Annotated in this window: 17 protein-coding genes and 2 tRNA genes; 18 read left to right on the plus strand and 1 reads right to left on the minus strand. The window is 43.5% G+C overall.

The window, feature by feature from the left end; genetic code table 11:
- Nucleotides 1-105 precede the first annotated feature (105 nt).
- The 6 genes from OCV65_RS12420 to OCV65_RS12445 all read left to right on the plus strand — a co-directional run bounded on the left by OCV65_RS12420 (nt 106) and on the right by OCV65_RS12445 (nt 7,438).
- The gene (locus OCV65_RS12420; protein ID WP_262582309.1) at nt 106-984 is read left to right on the plus strand and encodes an ATP-binding protein; all 879 of its coding nucleotides are present in this window, start codon (nt 106-108) and stop codon (nt 982-984) included.
- Nucleotides 985-1,118: 134 nt separating this feature from the next.
- Nucleotides 1,119-2,675, plus strand: coding sequence for an ABC transporter substrate-binding protein (locus OCV65_RS12425; RefSeq protein WP_330666943.1), 1,557 nt, complete (start codon nt 1,119-1,121; stop codon nt 2,673-2,675).
- Between the two features lie 23 nt (nt 2,676-2,698).
- Nucleotides 2,699-4,540, plus strand: a complete 1,842-nt coding sequence (locus OCV65_RS12430; RefSeq protein ID WP_262582310.1) for a dipeptide ABC transporter ATP-binding protein — start codon at nt 2,699-2,701, stop codon at nt 4,538-4,540.
- 2 nt (nt 4,541-4,542) lie between these two features.
- Nucleotides 4,543-5,547 carry an ABC transporter permease gene (locus tag OCV65_RS12435; RefSeq protein WP_262582311.1) on the plus strand — a complete coding sequence of 335 codons (1,005 nt, stop codon included), beginning with the start codon at nt 4,543-4,545 and terminating at the stop codon, nt 5,545-5,547.
- Nucleotides 5,544-6,359 carry an ABC transporter permease gene (locus OCV65_RS12440; RefSeq protein WP_262582313.1) on the plus strand — a complete coding sequence of 272 codons (816 nt, stop codon included), beginning with the start codon at nt 5,544-5,546 and terminating at the stop codon, nt 6,357-6,359. The genes OCV65_RS12435 and OCV65_RS12440 overlap by 4 nt, the downstream gene beginning before the upstream one ends.
- 131 nt (nt 6,360-6,490) lie before the next feature.
- Entirely contained in the window at nt 6,491-7,438 is a 948-nt protein-coding gene (locus tag OCV65_RS12445) for a DMT family transporter (protein WP_262582314.1), read from the plus strand.
- A 14-nt stretch (nt 7,439-7,452) separates the two neighbouring features.
- Here the strand turns inward: OCV65_RS12445 and OCV65_RS12450 are convergent, their stop codons facing one another.
- A complete protein-coding gene (locus tag OCV65_RS12450; RefSeq protein ID WP_262582315.1) occupies nt 7,453-8,376 on the minus strand; it encodes an AraC family transcriptional regulator in 924 nt (307 codons plus the stop codon).
- 368 nt (nt 8,377-8,744) lie between these two features.
- Between OCV65_RS12450 and OCV65_RS12455 the strand changes: the two genes are divergently transcribed.
- The 12 genes from OCV65_RS12455 (at nt 8,745) to OCV65_RS12510 (ending at nt 18,311) form a co-directional block, all read left to right on the plus strand.
- Nucleotides 8,745-9,863: a phosphotransferase enzyme family protein gene (locus tag OCV65_RS12455; RefSeq protein WP_262582316.1), complete on the plus strand. Its 1,119-nt coding sequence runs from the start codon at nt 8,745-8,747 to the stop codon at nt 9,861-9,863.
- A complete protein-coding gene (gene nagA / locus OCV65_RS12460) occupies nt 9,853-10,986 on the plus strand; it encodes an N-acetylglucosamine-6-phosphate deacetylase (protein ID WP_262582317.1) in 1,134 nt (377 codons plus the stop codon). Before OCV65_RS12455 ends, nagA begins: the two co-directional genes overlap by 11 nt.
- A gap of 20 nt (nt 10,987-11,006) precedes the next feature.
- Nucleotides 11,007-11,735 carry a glucosamine-6-phosphate deaminase gene (gene nagB, locus OCV65_RS12465; protein ID WP_262582318.1) on the plus strand — a complete coding sequence of 243 codons (729 nt, stop codon included), beginning with the start codon at nt 11,007-11,009 and terminating at the stop codon, nt 11,733-11,735.
- Between the two features lie 157 nt (nt 11,736-11,892).
- The gene (locus OCV65_RS12470; protein ID WP_262582319.1) at nt 11,893-12,264 is read left to right on the plus strand and encodes an ABC transporter substrate-binding protein; all 372 of its coding nucleotides are present in this window, start codon (nt 11,893-11,895) and stop codon (nt 12,262-12,264) included.
- A 269-nt stretch (nt 12,265-12,533) separates the two neighbouring features.
- A complete protein-coding gene (locus OCV65_RS12475) occupies nt 12,534-13,784 on the plus strand; it encodes an ABC transporter substrate-binding protein (protein ID WP_262582320.1) in 1,251 nt (416 codons plus the stop codon).
- Nucleotides 13,785-13,870: 86 nt separating this feature from the next.
- Nucleotides 13,871-14,752 carry a carbohydrate ABC transporter permease gene (locus tag OCV65_RS12480; RefSeq protein WP_262582321.1) on the plus strand — a complete coding sequence of 294 codons (882 nt, stop codon included), beginning with the start codon at nt 13,871-13,873 and terminating at the stop codon, nt 14,750-14,752.
- Nucleotides 14,753-14,755: 3 nt separating this feature from the next.
- Nucleotides 14,756-15,604, plus strand: coding sequence for a carbohydrate ABC transporter permease (locus OCV65_RS12485; RefSeq protein WP_262582322.1), 849 nt, complete (start codon nt 14,756-14,758; stop codon nt 15,602-15,604).
- A gap of 88 nt (nt 15,605-15,692) precedes the next feature.
- Nucleotides 15,693-16,661, plus strand: coding sequence for an alpha/beta hydrolase (locus OCV65_RS12490; RefSeq protein WP_262582323.1), 969 nt, complete (start codon nt 15,693-15,695; stop codon nt 16,659-16,661).
- Nucleotides 16,658-17,044 carry a hypothetical protein gene (locus OCV65_RS12495; protein ID WP_262582324.1) on the plus strand — a complete coding sequence of 129 codons (387 nt, stop codon included), beginning with the start codon at nt 16,658-16,660 and terminating at the stop codon, nt 17,042-17,044. The genes OCV65_RS12490 and OCV65_RS12495 overlap by 4 nt, the downstream gene beginning before the upstream one ends.
- 5 nt (nt 17,045-17,049) lie before the next feature.
- Nucleotides 17,050-18,039 (plus strand): DUF3810 domain-containing protein, encoded by a 990-nt coding sequence (locus OCV65_RS12500; protein WP_262582325.1) that lies wholly within the window; start codon nt 17,050-17,052, stop codon nt 18,037-18,039.
- A gap of 103 nt (nt 18,040-18,142) precedes the next feature.
- Nucleotides 18,143-18,214, plus strand: a tRNA-Glu gene (locus OCV65_RS12505).
- A gap of 26 nt (nt 18,215-18,240) precedes the next feature.
- A tRNA-Cys gene (locus tag OCV65_RS12510) sits at nt 18,241-18,311 on the plus strand.
- The last annotated feature ends 172 nt before the right edge of the window (nt 18,312-18,483 follow it).

Consider the following 18,483-nt stretch of genomic DNA (forward strand, 5'->3'; position numbering starts at 1 on the left):
CCTGATGACGAATATTTCTTTCTGAAGCTATTCGATATGAGCCGACAGAGCTACGAGAGGAATCGGAAATCCCACAAAATTTGTGATTGAGCCAAAAAATATGTAATGCATGCGCAGGATGTTGGGCGTATTGCGATTGAGTATACAAATAAAGAAACGGTGTTGAATCAATTAGAATTAATAGAAGATAATAAGTTATTGAATGCTGGAAAAGTACTATTTAGTGACGATGTTCTTCAAGATGTGCAGATGGCCATTTTTGCGACAAATGAACGTTTAACTTTTAATGATATTCAACGGTATCATGGATCGGTGTTGAAATTAGTAGATATTGCAGAAAATTATATAAAAAGCAATATTCATTGGAGGGCGGAATTTACTGGAGAGATACGACGAAGAGAAATACCGGAAATACCAACTGATGCAATTCGAGAAGCGTTAGTGAATTCGTTTTGTCATAAGGATTATTCTTCGGGAGAGAGTAATGAAGTGGCAATTTATAAAGATCGTATTGAAATATATAATCCAGGCGCATTTCCGGAAGGATTAGAACCGCGTGATTATATTGAACGAGCAGAACGTCCGATTCGGAGAAATCCTAAAATAGCTAGAATGTTGTATTACTCAAAAGATATAGAGAGTTTTGGAACAGGATTAAGACGCATAGCAAATGCTTGTGATAATGCTGGAGTTCGATATGAATTTCAGAAAAAGAAGACCGGGTTTGTTGTTTGTTTTTATCGGTATACAAATGAAAAAAATGAAGATAAGCCGATAAAAGCCGATAAAAAGCCGATAAGAAATGAAAGGTATACACAAATTATAGAATATATAAAGGAGCGTGGTTCAATAAGCAATAAAGAAACGAGAGAATTATTGGGGATTGCAGATTCAACAGCAAAAAGATTATTGAAAAAGATGGTAGAAGATAAAATTTTGATTGGAAAAGGTGAGCGCAAGGCGAGAAAATACCTATTAAGGTAAAAATTTTTGTATTATAAGGTAAACCTGCCTCCCTAACCCTAAGGGGGGCTTGTCTCAGGTCTTCAAATTTTGATAAATTAATATCATAAAATCTGAAATATCATCAGATTAATAACGGACAGGAGAGTAAAAGGATGAAGAGATTGTTAGCAGGAGCGTTAGTGCTCAGCATGGCGGTGGGATTAGCAGGCTGTGGGGCATCATCGGAAAAAGGAAAAAGTGAGGATGCATCAAAGGAAAGTAACACATTAGTTTATGGAAGCAATGATTATACGAGGATCAATCCGGCGATGGATGAACATGGAGAGATCAATATCCTGCTGTTTAATGGATTGACAGCGCATGACGGTAATAATGAGGTTGTACCGGGGCTTGCCAAGAGCTGGGAATTTGATGAATCTACATACACATATACATTTCATCTGGAAGAGGGTGTAAAGTGGCATGACGGGGAAGATTTTACAGCTGATGATGTGAAATTTACCATCGAGTCTATTATGGATCCGGATAACGGTTCGGAAAATGCACCGAATTATGAAGATGTGCAGGAAATTAATGTGGTGGATGATCATACGATCACATTTAAGCTGGATGCACCGAATGTGGCATTTTTGGATTATATGACAATGGCGATTCTGCCAAAGCATCTCCTGGAAGGAGAGGATATGCAAGAGTCTGAGTTCTTTCGGCATCCGATTGGAACAGGACCTTATAAGCTAGACAGCTGGGACGAAGGACAGGCGATTACGCTGGTAAAAAATGAGGACTATTTTAAAGGTGCACCGAACATTGACAAGATCATATTCAAGATCGTGACAGATGATAATGCCAAAGCAATGCAGATGAAGTCGGGTGATCTGGATCTGGCACTTTTGACTCCAAAGGATGCAAAGGAATTTGCAGATAAGGAAGGGTACACCTGTTATGATATGAAGACTTCCGATTACCGGGGGATTCTTTATAATTTTGCAAATGAGTACTGGCAGGAGAATAAAGACATTATTCCGGCGATAAATTATGGAATTGACCGGCAGGCAATCGTGGATGCGGTACTGCTGGGAGAAGGAATGACGGCGTATAGCCCGATCCAGCGTAATGTGTACAATGATGAAAATATTGAACATTTTGATTATGACCCGGAGAAGGCAGAAGAGATTCTACAGTCTGTTGGATGTGAGAAGAAGGATGATGGTTATTACTACAGAAATGGCGAGAAGCTTGGATTTGTAATCTGTGTGGGTGCCGGCGATCAGGTTCGTGTGGATATTGCGCAGGCCGCAGCACAGCAGTTGAAAGCAATCGGTATTGATGTGACAGTGGAAGTTCCGGCACAGGTAGACTGGGAAGGACAGATGGCATATCTGATCGGATGGGGAAGTCCGTTTGATGCAGATGACCATACCTATAAAGTATTTGGAACCGGAAAAGGTGCGAATTATTCTAGCTATTCTAACGAGAAAGTAGATCAGTATCTGACAGAAGCGCGTCAGTCAGCAGATCCGGAGGTGCGAAAGGCGGCTTATGCAGGATTTCTGCAAGAGCTTACGCAGGATCCGCCGTATACATTTATCTGCTATATCGATGCTAATTATGTGGCAAAGTCATCGATCAAAGGAATTGAGCCGGACACTGTTATGGGACATCATGGTGTGGGTATCTTCTGGAATGTGGCAGACTGGACGATAGAATAATCAGAGATAAAGAGGGATGTAAGATGTCAGCAGCACTGGAATTACAGGACTTATCTGTACAATTTCATACAGGAAAAGAGATCGTGCAGGCGGTGCGCGGCGTCAGTCTGGAAGTGCAGGAAGGTGAAGTGCTGGCAATCGTGGGCGAGTCAGGATGTGGTAAGAGCGTGCTCTGCAAGAGCGTAATGAAGCTGCTCCCACAGACGGCTTATATTGCAGGTGGACGTATCCTTGTAGATGGCGTGGATATTACCGATTACCGGGAACGGGAGATGGAGAAGCTTCGGGGAAATGTATTCTCAATGGTGTTTCAGGATCCGATGACTTCACTTAATCCGACGATGAAGATCGGTACACAAATTGCAGAAGCAGTGCGTGTGCATGAACCAAAGATCCGAAAAGCAGAACTGGATGGAAGAGTTTTGGAACTTCTGGGGCTTGTAGGTATTGATCGTGCAAAAGAAAGGATGCAGCAGTATCCCGGGCAGATGTCAGGCGGTATGCGCCAGAGATGTGTCCTGGCAATCGCACTGGCATCGAATCCACGTATACTTTTCGCAGATGAACCGACGACGGCTCTGGATGTGACGATCCAGGCCCAGATTCTGGAACTGTTCCGCAATATACAGAAGAAGTTCAGGACAGCCACAATTCTGGTATCTCATGACCTGAGTGTGGTCGCTGGAGTGGCAGACCGGGTGGCGGTTATGTATGCGGGGAAGATTGTGGAGATCGGTACAACTGAAGAGATCTTTTATCAGCCGAAACATCCGTATACATGGGCACTGCTGCAGTCGCTCCCGGCTCTGTCAAAAGGAAAAGCAGAACTCTTTACCATACCGGGAATGCCGCCGAACCTGGCACATCCACCGAAAGGAGATGCGTTTGCGTGCCGGAATCCTTACGCAGTTGCCAGAGATTATGAGGAAGAACCGCCGATGTTTCGGGTGAGTGATACCCATTATGCGGCTACATGGTTGTTGGCGGAAGATGCGCCGAAGATTATGTTTGGACGGGAAAATAGGAAGAAGAGAGTAATACATCAGGAATGGAAGGATGCGGAAGTCCTGTTGGATGTACGACATCTGAATCATGCATTTTCATTGAGTAGAAAGCTTGCGGTAAAAGCAGTGGATGATGTGTCATTTCAGCTTAGAAAAGGAGAAATATTTGGACTGGTGGGAGAGTCTGGTTCCGGTAAATCTACAGTAGCCAGATGTATCATGAATTTATATCATAATGGTTCTGGAGAAGTGTATTATAATGGAATACCGCTGCATGACAGAAAGGCATACCGGAAGATGCGCAGACAGATTCGGCAGAATATACAGATTATTTTCCAGGATTCGACATCCAGTCTGAATCCGCGGATGAAAGTGAAAGATATTATCACAGAACCTCTCGTGATCAATCATATCCGACCAAAGCGCGGAACTTATCGGGAAGAAGCAGCATTTCAGATGAAATATGTGGGACTGGATGAAAGCTTTATGGACAAGTTTCCGGGGGAACTTTCCGGCGGACAACGGCAGCGGGTGGCAATTGCCCGTGCGGTTATTATGGAGCCGGAGCTGTTGATCGCGGATGAGCCGATCGCATCTCTGGATGTGTCGATCCAGGCACAGATCGTGAATCTGTTCCGGCATCTGCAGGAAGAGCATGGTTTTACGTTTCTGTTTATTGCACATGATTTATCTATGGTGGAATATTTGTGTGATCGTGTAGGTGTTATGTATCATGGCAAATTAGTAGAAGCCGGACTCACAGAAGATGTATTCGCGCAGCCGAAACATTCTTATACAAAGCGGTTGATGGAATCTATCCCAATACCGGAACCGGGAAGAAAAGAAGAGAGGAGAGCATAAGAATGCGGAAAAATCCATGGATTTATTATGGTAAAAACCTGCTTATATTTGTGGTCAGTATCTTTCTTTTGTCGGTAATTGTATTCTATATAGCAAGGCTTGCACCGGGCGATCCATTGGTATCTTATTACGGTGACCGGGCAGAGAAAATGACCGCCGGAGAGCGTGCATGGGCAGAAGAGAAGCTTGGTCTTCACGAATCCATCACTGTACAGTATGGTAAATGGCTGGGGCGGGCAGTACGTGCAGATTTTGGCATTTCATATAAGTATAAAATGGATGTGCTGGAAGTGATCAAAGGCAGAATTGGGAATACACTGCTACTTGGAGGAGTGGGATTCGTGCTGATCTTTGTGTTGGCACTGCTTCTTGGGATCTGGTGTGCGTGGAACGAGGAACGCCTGATTGACCGTGCGATCTGCAAGATTGGAACGGTGACCAGCTGTATTCCGGAATTCTGGCTGTCGCTGGTGCTGATTCTGATTTTTGCAGTGGAACTCAAAGTACTTCCAAGCAGCGGAGCCTATACAATAGGAAAAGAGAATGATCTGGGTGATCGTATCCTGCATCTGATTCTGCCGATGACGGTCGTGGTGCTGGGGCATCTCTGGTATTATGCGTACTTGATCCGCAATAAACTGCTGGAAGAGGTGCGCGCAGACTATGTGCTTCTTGCCAAATCTAAGGGTGTTACCGGGAAAAGTGTTATGTTTCGTCATTGCGTGCGCAATATTATTCCTACATATCTGAGTATTATGGCAATATCAGTACCACATATTCTGGGCGGTACTTATATTATAGAAATGGTATTTTCCTATCCGGGGATCGGCACATTGTCTTATGAGAGTGCGAGATATCAGGACTATAACCTGTTGATGGTAATCTGCCTGCTGTCGGGAGCACTTGTGATTCTGTGCAATATGATCGCGCAGACGATTAATGAACGGATTGATCCGCGGATGAAAGGCCCGGATCTGACAGAGAATGTGGAGGTGATCATGCGATGAAGCAGAAAAAGCCGATAATCTCTGCAGTGTTGTTGGGGCTGATTATCCTCGGATGTATCGGGTGTCGTTTCATCATGATCAAAGATCCTACATATATGGATCTGGCTAATTACAGTCATGCGCCGAATAGTGAATTTTTATTCGGAACGGATACCATGGGACGTGATATTTTTTCCATGATCTGGTATGGCGGACGGATTTCTCTGGCGATAGGATTCCTCGCGACGGCAATTTCGACGGCGATTGCAATTGTATTCGGTGCAGTCAGTGGTTATGCACCGAGATGGCTGGATGAAATATTGATGAGACTGACGGAGATATTTTTAAGTGTGCCGGAACTTCTGATCATTATTTTACTGCAGGCAGTAATTGGAAAAGCAACAATCTGGTCGCTGGCATTTGTGATTGGAATTACGAGCTGGACCAGCATTGCGAAGATTGTGCGGACAGAAGTGATTCGGCTAAAGAACAGCGAATATGTGCTGGCGGCACGCAGTATGGGAGGAAGTTTCTTCTATATATTAATCCGCCATTTGACACCGAATTTTATCTCATCGATCATGTTTATGGTAGTTATGAATGTCCGCGGAGCGATCGTGGCAGAATCGACCTTGAGTTTCATGGGGATTGGTCTGCCGTTGGAGGTGGTATCCTGGGGCAGTATGTTGTCGTTAGCGGATCAGGCACTGCTAAATGGAGCATGGTGGATCATCCTGATACCGGGTGCATTTCTCGTGGCGACGCTGATGTGTGTGACAAATCTTGGTAATTATCTGAGAATAAGAAATAATCAGGGTGTGAGAAATTTATAAGATAAGGGATGCTAATAATCATATAAGCATTTTGGTGAAAAAAGGTTATTGACAGCGGAAGTCTTCTGGTGCTAGATTCTCTTATAGAGCGTGAAAATGTACGCGATTCTATGAAGTGAGGGAATTAGAAAATGAACAGTGCCTGGAAGAGTTATGGATGTATATTTGTGGCAGGATGTCTGTGGGGAACCAATGGACTTTTCGTAAAACTGATGCAGGGAGCAGGGTCTACATCGGCGTATACCGGATTTGTGCGGATCGCATTGAGCCTGCTGATATTGACGGTGATCACGTTGGTGAAAGAGGGACCGAAAGCTTTTAAGATCAGTAAAAATACATTGATTTCCTGCGCGCTGTTAGGATTGGTCTGCCAGGCGTTGTACAATTACGTATATAGTTCTGCTATCAACAGTCTGGGCGTATCTTTTGCCTGTGTCATGACTTATATGGCACCTGCATTTGCAAGTGTAATATCGTATTTTTTGTTCCGCGAGAAATTCGGACCGAATAAATATCTGGCAATGATCCTGAATCTGGCAGGATGTGTGTTGACGGTGACTGGCGGAAGCCTGAAGGGAATGTCGTTTGCAGCTTCAGGATTGCTGTTTGGCCTGGCATCTGCGGCATGCTATTCGCTGGTAGGTATTTTTGGGAGATTAGCATCCGGAGAATCTTCTCCGTTTGTTGTGGCAACTTACAATTTCCTGTTTGGAACAATATTCCTTGGTTTGTTCGGACATCCATGGACGACAGTGGCAGATCCGATGGATCTCAAGATTCTTGCGTATGGCTTCGTGTATGCACTGATTCCGACAGGAATCTGCTATATCATATATTTTAATGGAGTGAGCAAGATCAAAGAAAGCAGTAAAGTTCCGGTGGTTGCATCTGTAGAGAATGTTGTGGCGGTAATCGTAGGTGTGATGGTTTTCCATGAAAAGGTAGGCTTGGGTAATCTTGCAGGAATTGTATTGGTTCTGGGATCAATTGCGGTGATGAATATGGAGCTTCCGATTTCTGGAAAAAGCATGCCGAAGCGCGTATCTGTGACGTCGCAGGAGCATGCTCATGTACAATGATTATAATAGAAATATTATTTGCCGGCCGTCTCCGGATCAGACATTGCCTTGATAGAAGAGGTATAGTCTGACGGAGTCATGCCGGTTATTTTTTTGAACTGTCTGGAGAAATAATGGATAGATGAATATCCGAGTGTATCCGAAATTTGGGTGAAATTCATCTTCTGCGTGCGGATCATTTCCTTGGCTGCACGGATTTTTAAATGGGAAAAATATTCGATAATGCCCATTCCGGTCTGCTGCATAATAAGCTTCTGAAGCTGGGATCTGCTGACCAGATTATCCCGACAGATCTTCTGGATCGTCAGTTTTTCGGAAAGATTTGCTTCCATATATTCAATGACCCGGCGGAAAATCTCCAGATCATTGCGGATTTTGGTGGCTTTGATGGCACGGGAATCAGAGACTGTGTCAGCCGGAGTCATGCTCAGCTGGTGTCTGGTCAAAAAGATCAGAAACTGTTCCAGATAAAGACGGATGAGCTGCTCAGAGCCGGTGAAGTCTTCCTGTTCTTTCTTTGGCATATTTTGAAGATAAGGATTATCCAGTCGGCAGTCGAAACAATGTCTTGCTTCTACAATGATGTTGGCAAGCAGTGTGCGTTCCATATCATCTAACTTTAGAATCCTGCGCCGGAAAAACTGCATGGCTTCACTGGTGCATTCAAATGCGACAACGACCAGATTAGGGGCAATATCACCGGTTGCCTTAACGTTGTGAAATTCGTTTGGTTCGTGAAATATAACTTCCCCTTTCTTTAATACAATATTGCGCGTGCCTGCAGTGATATTTACCTCACCCTTGTCTACGTATACGAACTCCCAGAAATTATGGGATTCCCCTTCGAATGCAAATGTGCTCATGTATTCAAAATAGTGAATACTGTAGAGTTTTCCTACAGTGAATACTGTGTTTAATTCGTTGCCAATATATGCCATGTAAGTCACCTCTGTGTTGTACGGTACTATTCACAGTCCTCCACGCACATGCGCACTCGTCGCCTCTTTCGAGGCTCCAGTTTCACTCCTGACGGAGTTAAGACTGCTTATGTGGGTGGAGTTCCTGCTTCACAGGCTCGATATATAGATGCTGACAATCGCTTACGTGCAAGCACGACGCTCTTATCAGTATCTGTATATCGGCTGTGAATAGTAACTTTTATACAAATATTTTAACGTATAACTCAAAAAAATGCAAAAAAAAGAGGACGATTGTGCAAAAATAGCGAAGAATCAGCTAAAGATTTTTGTGCAATTGTGAAGTACAATACAAACAAACTGGTGGTTTGGATAAAAGGAGGAAAATTATGGCACGGGTGATGAAGGTGCAGAAGAGCGAAGCGATTGCACATTTTCAGTATGAGGGACGACTGATCAAGGACGAACCTTTTGGAAATGGACATATCAACGATACTTTTCTGCTGACGTTCGAATTGAATAAGATGGGACGGATGAAAGCGATTCTTCAGCGGATGAACAATTCAATATTTGAGGAACCGGTTCAGCTGATGGAGAATATTCTGGGTGTGACTGATTTTCTGCGTGAGAAGATAGCGGCGGCCGGAGGTGATCCGACGCGTGAGACACTGAGTGTGATCCCGGCAGTAGATGGCAAGCCATATTATAAAGATTCGTTTGGTGATTATTGGAGATCCTATATCTTTATCACAGACGCAACCAGCTTTGACCAGGTAGAAAGACCGGAGCAGTTTTATCAGAGTGGCGTAGCATTTGGTAATTTCCAGAGAATGCTGGCGGATTATCCGGCAGATACATTGTTCGAGGTGATCAAGGGATTTCATGATACCAAAGCCAGACTGGAAGTCTTCAAGAAAGCAGTCGAAGCGGATGTGATGGGACGTGCGAAGGATGTGCAGGAAGAGATCCGGTTTGTGCTGGATCGTGAAGATGTGGCCAATTATCTGTGTGATTGTCTGGCTAATGGCGAGATTCCGCTTCGTGTAACACATAACGATACCAAGTTGAATAATGTTATGATTGATAATGTGACAGGAAAGGGATTGTGTGTGATTGATCTGGATACGGTAATGCCGGGACTTTCTGTGAATGATTTTGGCGATTCTATCCGATTTGGTGCAAGTACAGCAGCAGAAGATGAGAAAGATCTGGACAAAGTATCCTGCAGTATGGAATACTTTGAAGCCTATACAAAAGGATTCGTTGAAGGGTGTGACGGTAAACTCACTGCCCGTGAGATGGAACTTCTGCCAATGGGAGCAAAGACGATGACTTACGAGTGTGGTATGCGTTTCCTGACAGATTATCTGGAGGGAGATCATTACTTTAAGGTACATCGGGAAGGTCATAATCTGGATCGTTGCAGAACACAGTTCAAACTGGTAAAAGATATGGAAGAAAAATGGGATCAGATGAAGGAGATCACAGCAAAGTATTATGATCATTAAGAATGTTAAGAAATATACCGAAAATTGTAACTTTGAAGACGCAGAAATATACATAGAGGGAGAACGGTTTGCCGGATCTATCACAGAAGATGCTTCGGAGCCAGTGATCGATGGTGAAGGTGCATATGCCCTTCCTGGTCTCATCGATCTGCATTTCCACGGATGTATTGGTGCAGACTTCTGTGACGGATCAAGGGAAGCCCTGGAAAAAATCAGTGCATATGAGGCTTCGGTAGGTGTTACAACGATCGCACCTGCAACTATGACACTTCCGACAGCTGAACTGGAACAGATTCTTGCAAATGCTGCTGAGTATCGGAAGAATCCTGCACCGGGAGCAGATATTGTGGGAATCAACATGGAAGGACCGTTTATCAGTCCGGCAAAGAAAGGCGCGCAGGATGAGAGGAATATCATCTCGTGTGATGTAGATATCTGCCGCAGATTTTTGAAGGCTTCAGAAGGATTGGTGAAGTTTATCGGCATTGCACCGGAAGAAAGTGAAGATGCTGTATCATTCATCAAAGAAGTAAAGGATGAAGTCCATGTGTCGCTGGCGCATACGAATGCAGACTATGATACAGCGCTTGCAGCATTTCGGGCAGGTGCAGATCATGCGGTGCATCTTTATAATGCCATGCCGCCATTTACGCATCGGGCACCAGGTGTGGTGGGAGCAGTTGCAGACTGTGATCATGTGTGGGCCGAACTGATCTGTGATGGTGTTCATATTCACCCGGCAACGGTAAGAGCCACGTTTAAGATGCTTGGTGATGACCGTATTGTACTGATCAGTGACAGCATGCGCGCGACAGGTATGCCTGACGGTGTTTACACCCTGGGCGGACTTGATGTGCAGGTAAATGGTAATCGGGCAACGCTGGTATCGGACGGAGCACTGGCGGGTTCGGTGACGAATCTTATGGACTGTATGCGCACCGTAGTGAAGAAGATGGATATTTCATTGGAATCAGCAGTGAAATGTGCGACGATTAATCCGGCCAGATGCCTTGGTATTGATAAGGAGTATGGCAGTATAACTGCAGGAAAGTATGCAGATCTGGTTCTGTTAGATCAGGATCTGAATATAAAGCAAATTATTAAAAAAGGTGCACTGTTATAAGTGCCGAGAAGGAGGATGTTATGAAAATATACAAAGCAAAAGACTATCAGGATATGAGCAGAAAGGCAGCAAATATTATTTCTGCACAGGTAATTACAAAACCAGACTGTGTGCTGGGGCTTGCTACCGGTTCTACGCCGGAAGGCATGTATGCGCAGCTTGTGGAATGGTACAAAAAGGGAGATCTTGATTTTTCAGAAGTGAAGAGCGTGAATCTGGATGAGTACAGAGGAATGACCAGAGATAACGATCAGAGCTATTATTATTTTATGCACAAACATCTCTTTGATCATGTAAATATTGATCCGGCGAATACACACCTGCCAAATGGTATTGCAGAGGATCCACAGGAAGAATGCATCCGCTATGAGAATCAGATTAAGAGTATGGGTGGAGTGGATCTCCAGCTTCTTGGCATGGGACACAATGGACATATCGGATTCAATGAGCCGGGTGATGAATTTACCAAGATGACCAACTGTGTAGATCTGCAGGAGAGCACGATTGAGGCAAATAAGAGATTTTTCGCATCTGCAGACGATGTGCCGAAACAGGCGTATACAATGGGCATCGGAACGATTATGCGTGCAAAGAGAGTACTTCTGATGGTCAGCGGAGAGGATAAAGCTGAGACATTAGCAAAAGCACTGTGCGGACCGATCACACCGAAGGTGCCGGCATCTGTCCTGCAGCTTCATAATGACGTGGTAGTAGTAGCGGATGAAGCAGCATTGTCCGCTATGAAATAAAGCAAAAATGCACAAAAAATAAACGTTTAAAAATTTGCTGATTCGGAGTATGAAGCGGATTGTGCAAATTAAATAGCTGATAATGCAAAGTAATTTGTGCAAGATGGCGAGAAAATGAATATAGCGTATTATATTCAGTACTAAAGGAGGATAAGGTATGAAAAAGAGGAACCGTATACTTTCTGTTCTGCTTTGTGCGGCTATGGTGGCTGGACTTGCAGGATGCGGAAGCAAGAACGATTCAGAGGATTCGGGCGAAAAGGATGGAAAGATTAAGCTGACATTCTCTACATCCGTATATGTAGAGGAACCACATCAGAAAGCAATCGATGCTCTTCTGGAAGCATACAACAAAAAGAATCCAGATGTTGAGATCGAGGTTCTGGGAGCTGGTTATGATGGATATTGGGATAATATTACCAATGAGATCCAGTCAGGAACGGCAAGTGACATGATCCAGGTATATCCGGAGAATATCTCTACTTACCAGGCTCTGAAACCATTTTGTGAAAATAGTACAAAGATATGAATGCTAAAAAAGCTGCTGGATTTCAAAATGTAGTCAATCGTGCAAAATAAAAGATTGATAATGCAAAGGCTTTTGTGCAAATATGTGAGAAAATGAAAGCAACATAATAAATGTGGTGTAAGGACAAGGTTGAAGATGCCCGGGGAATAGAGTTGAGAGAGGAAACTCGAATTAATTAATGCTTTGACAAGAATCCATACACAATGCAAGATAAAATACTTGCGGTCACTAGAGGAAAGGTTTCTATATTTTAAGAAGAGGAGAGAATTATGAAAAAGAAATTAGTTGCATCACTTCTCGTGATGTCAATGGCATTCGGAATGGTTGCATGTGGCAATTCTAAGTCAGATGACAAGAAATCCGAAGATGGAAAGACGGCTATCAGCGTTGTAGCAGCTCAGTATGGACAGAACACTTCAGATTGGTGGGATAATTTTGTTAAGGACTTTAACAAGGACAATCCGGATATCGACCTAAGTGTAGAAGTAGTATCATGGAATGATATTTCATCTGTAATTGACACACGTATTTCTGGTGGCAAGGAACCGGATATTTTGAATATTGACGTATTTGCAGATTATCAGGCAGATGATCTGTTGCTTCCAATTCAGGATGTGGTATCTGAAGAGACATACAACAAGATGTATCCGGCTTTCCTGGAACAGTCAGAGATTGACGGAACAGTTTGGGCAATTCCTGACCTTGCATCTGCTCGTGCGATGTATTACAACAAAGATATTCTTGATGCAGCAGGCGTTGAAGTTCCAACAACATGGGATGAACTGAAAGCAGCATGTGAGAAGATTAAAGAGACTAACCCAGATGTTTATCCATGGGGTATTGATATGACAACTGATGAAGGTCAGGCCGCATTTGCATACTATACATGGAATAACGGCGGCGGCTTCGTTGACGAAGACGGAGAGTGGGCACTGAATTCTGATGCTAACGTAGAAGCAGTTGAGTATGAGATTGGTCTTGTAAAAGATGGTCTTACCAATGAAAAACCTGCAACTGAGACACGCTATGATCTTCAGGATCTGTTCGGAGCTGGCAAGCTTGCTATGGTAATTGCACCAAACAGCCTTCCAACATACTGCGCAGATGGTGGATATGAAGTTAATTATGGTGTAGCATCTATTCCAACCAATACTGGTACATCTGTATCTGCAGGTGTTATGGACAGATTTATGTGCTTCGATCATGACTACTCAGATGAGCAGATTGAAGCAATCAAGACATTCTTCGATTATTTCTACGATGATGCACGTTATTCTGAGTGGGTACTGATGGAAGGATTCCTGCCGGCTACACAGAGTGGAGCAGAGGCAATGGTTAAAGCTGATCCATCACAGGAATCATGGATTTCTATCCTTGACAGCTGTAAATTCTACCCAACAGCAAAAGCTGAGTGGGCAGATGTTAAGAAGGGTGTTATCGACGTTGAACAGAGAGCTCTTGATGGTGAAGACGTTAAGACACTGCTTGATGAACTTCAGACAACTATTGCAGGAGAATAATTTAAATTCACGCATAATGAACATGTAGATAGGGGAGCGATTTGCTGCTCCCCTATTTTTTCTAGAAAAAGTTAGAAGGGATAACTATGAATAAGAAAAAGTTTCGGAAAGTGGAACCATACATTTGGATGGCACCGAGTATGATCCTGATGGGGGTTTTTATTATCATTCCTATTTTTGTTATATTGAGAATGTCATTAAGCAAGGTTACAAGGGCTGGAATTGTAAAAGAATTTACTGGATTTGATAACTTTTTGAAAGTAATCCATACATCGGCGTTTCCAATGGTGTTAAAAAATACGGTTGTCTGGACTGTTGTGGTAGTAGGATTGTCCACTTTGCTGGGATTCATTCTTGCTCTTATATTAAATAACAAATTCAAAGGACGTAAGATCGCGCGTGCGATTATTGTTTTTCCGTGGGCTACAACACTTGTAATTCAGGCATCGGTATGGAAGTTTATCATTAATACTGATTACGGAACATTAAATACTCTGTTAAAAACACTGGGAATTATTGAAAAGAATATAAACTGGACGCCAACGGCAGGTGCATACTTTGCCTGGGAGATTGCCTGTGGTATCTTTGTAACCATTCCGTTTGTATGTTTTACAGTTTTATCGGGATTGCAGAGCATCGATTCAACTCTTTATGAAGCAGCAACGGTGGATGGATGTAATTATTGGCAGAAGTTATTTAAAATCACGATTCCGCTGGTAAAACCTCAGTTAACAATCAGTACGATCTTAAATATTATCTATGTATTTAATTCATTCCCGATCATCTGGACAATGACTAAGGGAGATCCGGCGAGCAAGACAGATACGATTGTTACATACCTGTATAAACTGGCATTTTATAACGGTAAGAAGGGAGAGGCAGCTGCAGTTTCTGTAATCGGCTTCCTGATCCTGCTGGTATGTTCAAGCATTTATATGATATCAGTACTCAGAAAGGAGGAAGATTAAGATATGAATACAAAGAAATTAACAACAAAACAGATCATCTTAAAGATTCTCCTTTACTTTGTAGTGATTGATATATGTATTTTTACATTATATCCATATTTTGCAATGTTTTGTTCGGCATTGAAGAGCCGTGCAGAAATCTTTTCTGTTAATGGTACGATCTTACCTGTTGAACCGATGTGGTCTAACTTTATTGATGTCTGGAAAAGAGCTCCATTGGCGCAGTATGCAGTTAATTCACTGCTGATCGCCGGAGGATCTACATTACTTGCAATGCTTTGCGGAATTCCGGCAGCATATGCGTTGTCACGTATGAAATTTAAGGGAAAAACAGCGTTCCTTGGTTTCGTAATCGTATCGCAGATGTTTGCTCCGGTAGTACTGGTAATCGGTATCTATAAGGTTATGGCAGTTCTTGGATTTACGGACAGTATTGTCGGACTGATATTTGTAAATGCGGCATTTAATCAGGCGTTTACGATCTGGTTGCTGCGTGGTACATTTATGAGTATTTCACCGGAGATGGAGCAGGCGGCAACGATTGACGGCTGCACAAGAATCCAGGCATTGATCCGTATTCTGCTTCCGGTGGCTGCACCTGGTATCGTTACTACATTGATTTTTATCTTCATCAATGCATGGAACGAATATACGGTTGCATTGACATTAATTTCTACCGACACAAGCAAGCCATTAACAGTCGGTATCAATATCTTTAATGGATATAACATGATTGAGTGGCAGTATCTATTTGCAGCATCACTGTTTGCAATTCTTCCGGTTGTAATTCTGTTCATGGGAATTGAAAAGAATCTGACAAGTGGATTGACTGCTGGTGGTGTAAAGGGATAAAATATAATAGAAAGTAAACATATTAGGGCGGGATATGGAGCATATCCCGCCCGCTTTCTATAGAATGATATATGACAGGAGTGATGTTATGAAAGCGCGAAAAGGTATCTGGGCTGTGCTGGCAGGAGTGACAGGAAGTGCAGCCATGATGACAGCATTGATTTACAGGCAGGTATTCGTGTGTCCAAAGAAAAGACCGGAACAGGTGAAATTCCCGTCAGGGTCTCAGTATCAGCCGTATAAAGAGCAGGCAGAGGAACTGAGGGAGAAAATCAGGGAACTTCCGTATGAAGAGGTGAGTGTTCGGTCGCAGGATGGATTGAAATTGTATGGCAAGTATTATGAACAGAAGCCAGGCGCACCGTTAGAGATATTGTTCCATGGTTATCATGGTGCGGCAGAACGCGATTTCTGTGGTGGATTCTGGCTTGCTAGAGAGGCAGGACATAATGTGATTCTTGTAGATGAGCGCGGACACGGAAAAAGTGAAGGAAGAGTCTTAAGCTTTGGTATCAAAGAACAATACGATTGTCTGGAATGGACAAAGTATGCGACAGAACGGTTTGGGGAAGACACGAAAATTGTGCTTGGCGGCATTTCCATGGGAGCTTCTATCGTATTGTTGGCAGCAGGGCTTGATCTGCCGAATACAGTAAAAGGCATTCTGGCAGACTGTGGATATACCTCTCCGAAAGAGATTGTACAGAAGGTGTCAGGAGACCGCGGACTACCGGTGAAGATCATGTATCCGTTGGCAAGGCTGGGGGCGAAGCTGTTTGGACATTTTGATCTGGAAGACGGAGATACAGAGGAAGCGCTTCGAAAATGTAAGGTTCCGGTATTGTTTATCCATGGCGAGGATGATCGTCTGGTACCATGCGAGATGAGCCGGAGAAATTATGAAGCATGTGCATCTGAAAAGATGATCTTTACTGTACCAGAGGCTGGACATACCTTGAGCTATATGGTAGATTATGAGGGATATCGGGAAACGGTATCTGCATTTATGAAGAAAATCGGATGCGAAACTGACAGAGAAACTGAGAGGTCGGAATGATCGACAGCACAAATCCGATGAAGGAGGTGCCGGAAGTGGCATTTTTAAAGAAAGAAAAGAAGAGACTGGTATTCCGCCTTGATAAGTCTGCGAGTGAGATTGTCGAACTGCTGGAGCATCCGAGGTTTGAGGACAATATCAAATATACATTTGAGAAAAATACAGGTACATATACATTTGCCATTACGAAGATACCATACCAGCTTGGCAAGCATCGTCCTGTGAATTACAGACTCTGGTTTGAACAGGGGAAAACAGGAAATTATCTGCTGATAGAAGCAGAAGAAGAGAAAAGCTTATTCGTTACATCCAATCAGGAGCCGGAGATTTACCGCTTCTTTATTCAGGTGTGCGGATGTGAACCTGTAGTAGCGGTGGAGTAACGAGTATGGCACAGTGGTATTCGGAACATATCTATCCGTGGATTGTATCGCTGATAGGAAGATTCTTTGGTATATTCCCATTTTCCGTGGCAGAGTTTTTGTTGTATGCAGGGATTTTGCTGCTTATTGGATCGTTAGTGCGGATTATATACCGGTTGATAAAGAAGAAAGCAGATAAAAAAGAAGGACTCCGGTATTTACGGAGGCTTGGCATAACAGCACTGATTCTGGCGGTCTTATATATGACAAACTGTGGGATTAATTATCACAGGAATTCCTTCGCGGAGAGTATCAGACTAAAAGCAGACACATATACGGTGGATGAGCTGAAAGGCGTGTGTGTGGATCTGACAGAACGGATTAATACATATGCCGGACAGGTGGAACGCGATGTGGATGGCGTGATGGTGCTGAGCGGTAATGAGCGGGAAGAAGCAGTTGCTGCAATGGAACGTCTGGGTGAAAAATGGGACGTGCTGGCAGGTTACTATCCAAAGCCAAAGCCGCTTGCTTTTTCGGCGTTTCTGTCAGTGCAGAATCTGACAGGGATTTATTCGCCGTTTACGGTAGAGGCGAATTATAATCAGGATATGACGCCTTATAACATTCCATTTACGGCATGTCATGAGTTATCCCATCTGCGAGGATTTATGCAGGAGGAAGAAGCGAATTTTATCGCATGGCTGGCATGTAAGGATGCGCCGGAGACAGAACTGCAGTACAGTGGCAGTATGCTGGCGTGGATTCATTGTATGAATGTGCTGTATGAAGAAGACCGGGCGGCATGGTCAGAAATTCGGGAAATATTGTCAGAGGAAGCAGACGTAGATCTGAGGGAAAACAGCAAATTCTGGGACAAATGGGACGGCGCTGTGGCAGAAGTGTCGGAGCAGATCAATGATAATTACCTTAAGGCGAATGGACAAAAAGATGGCGTACAGAGTTACGGAAGGATGGCGGATCTGGTAGTAGCGTATTATCTGTGGGAAGAATAAAAACTCCGAACATAAATATTTAAATTAAAAAGAAAAAACGCTTGCATTTTATAAAAAGCTATGTTAATATAATTAACGGTCACTGCTTGAGCGGTGACGATATGGCTCCATGGTCAAGCGGTCAAGACATCGCCCTTTCACGGCGGTAACCCGGGTTCGATTCCCGGTGGAGTCACTGCACGAGAGTGCATTATATGTTAAGGCGCCATAGCCAAGTGGTAAGGCAAAGGTCTGCAACACCTCTATCACCAGTTCAAATCTGGTTGGCGCCTCTTAAGAAGCCTCAGGAAGTATCCTGAGGTTTTTTGCTTTACAGGAAATTGCTTTCCTGTAAAGTAAAAAACGCTCCGCGAGAATGTGCCAAGGCACATTCTTTGTTGTACGTCGAGCAGGTGTCAGCCTACTCGATTATTGTGATAAGCCGGGTGAAATATGATAGAATGA

It is taken from the genome of Dorea ammoniilytica, assembly GCF_025567415.1.
Classification (GTDB): domain Bacteria; phylum Bacillota; class Clostridia; order Lachnospirales; family Lachnospiraceae; genus Claveliimonas; species Claveliimonas ammoniilytica.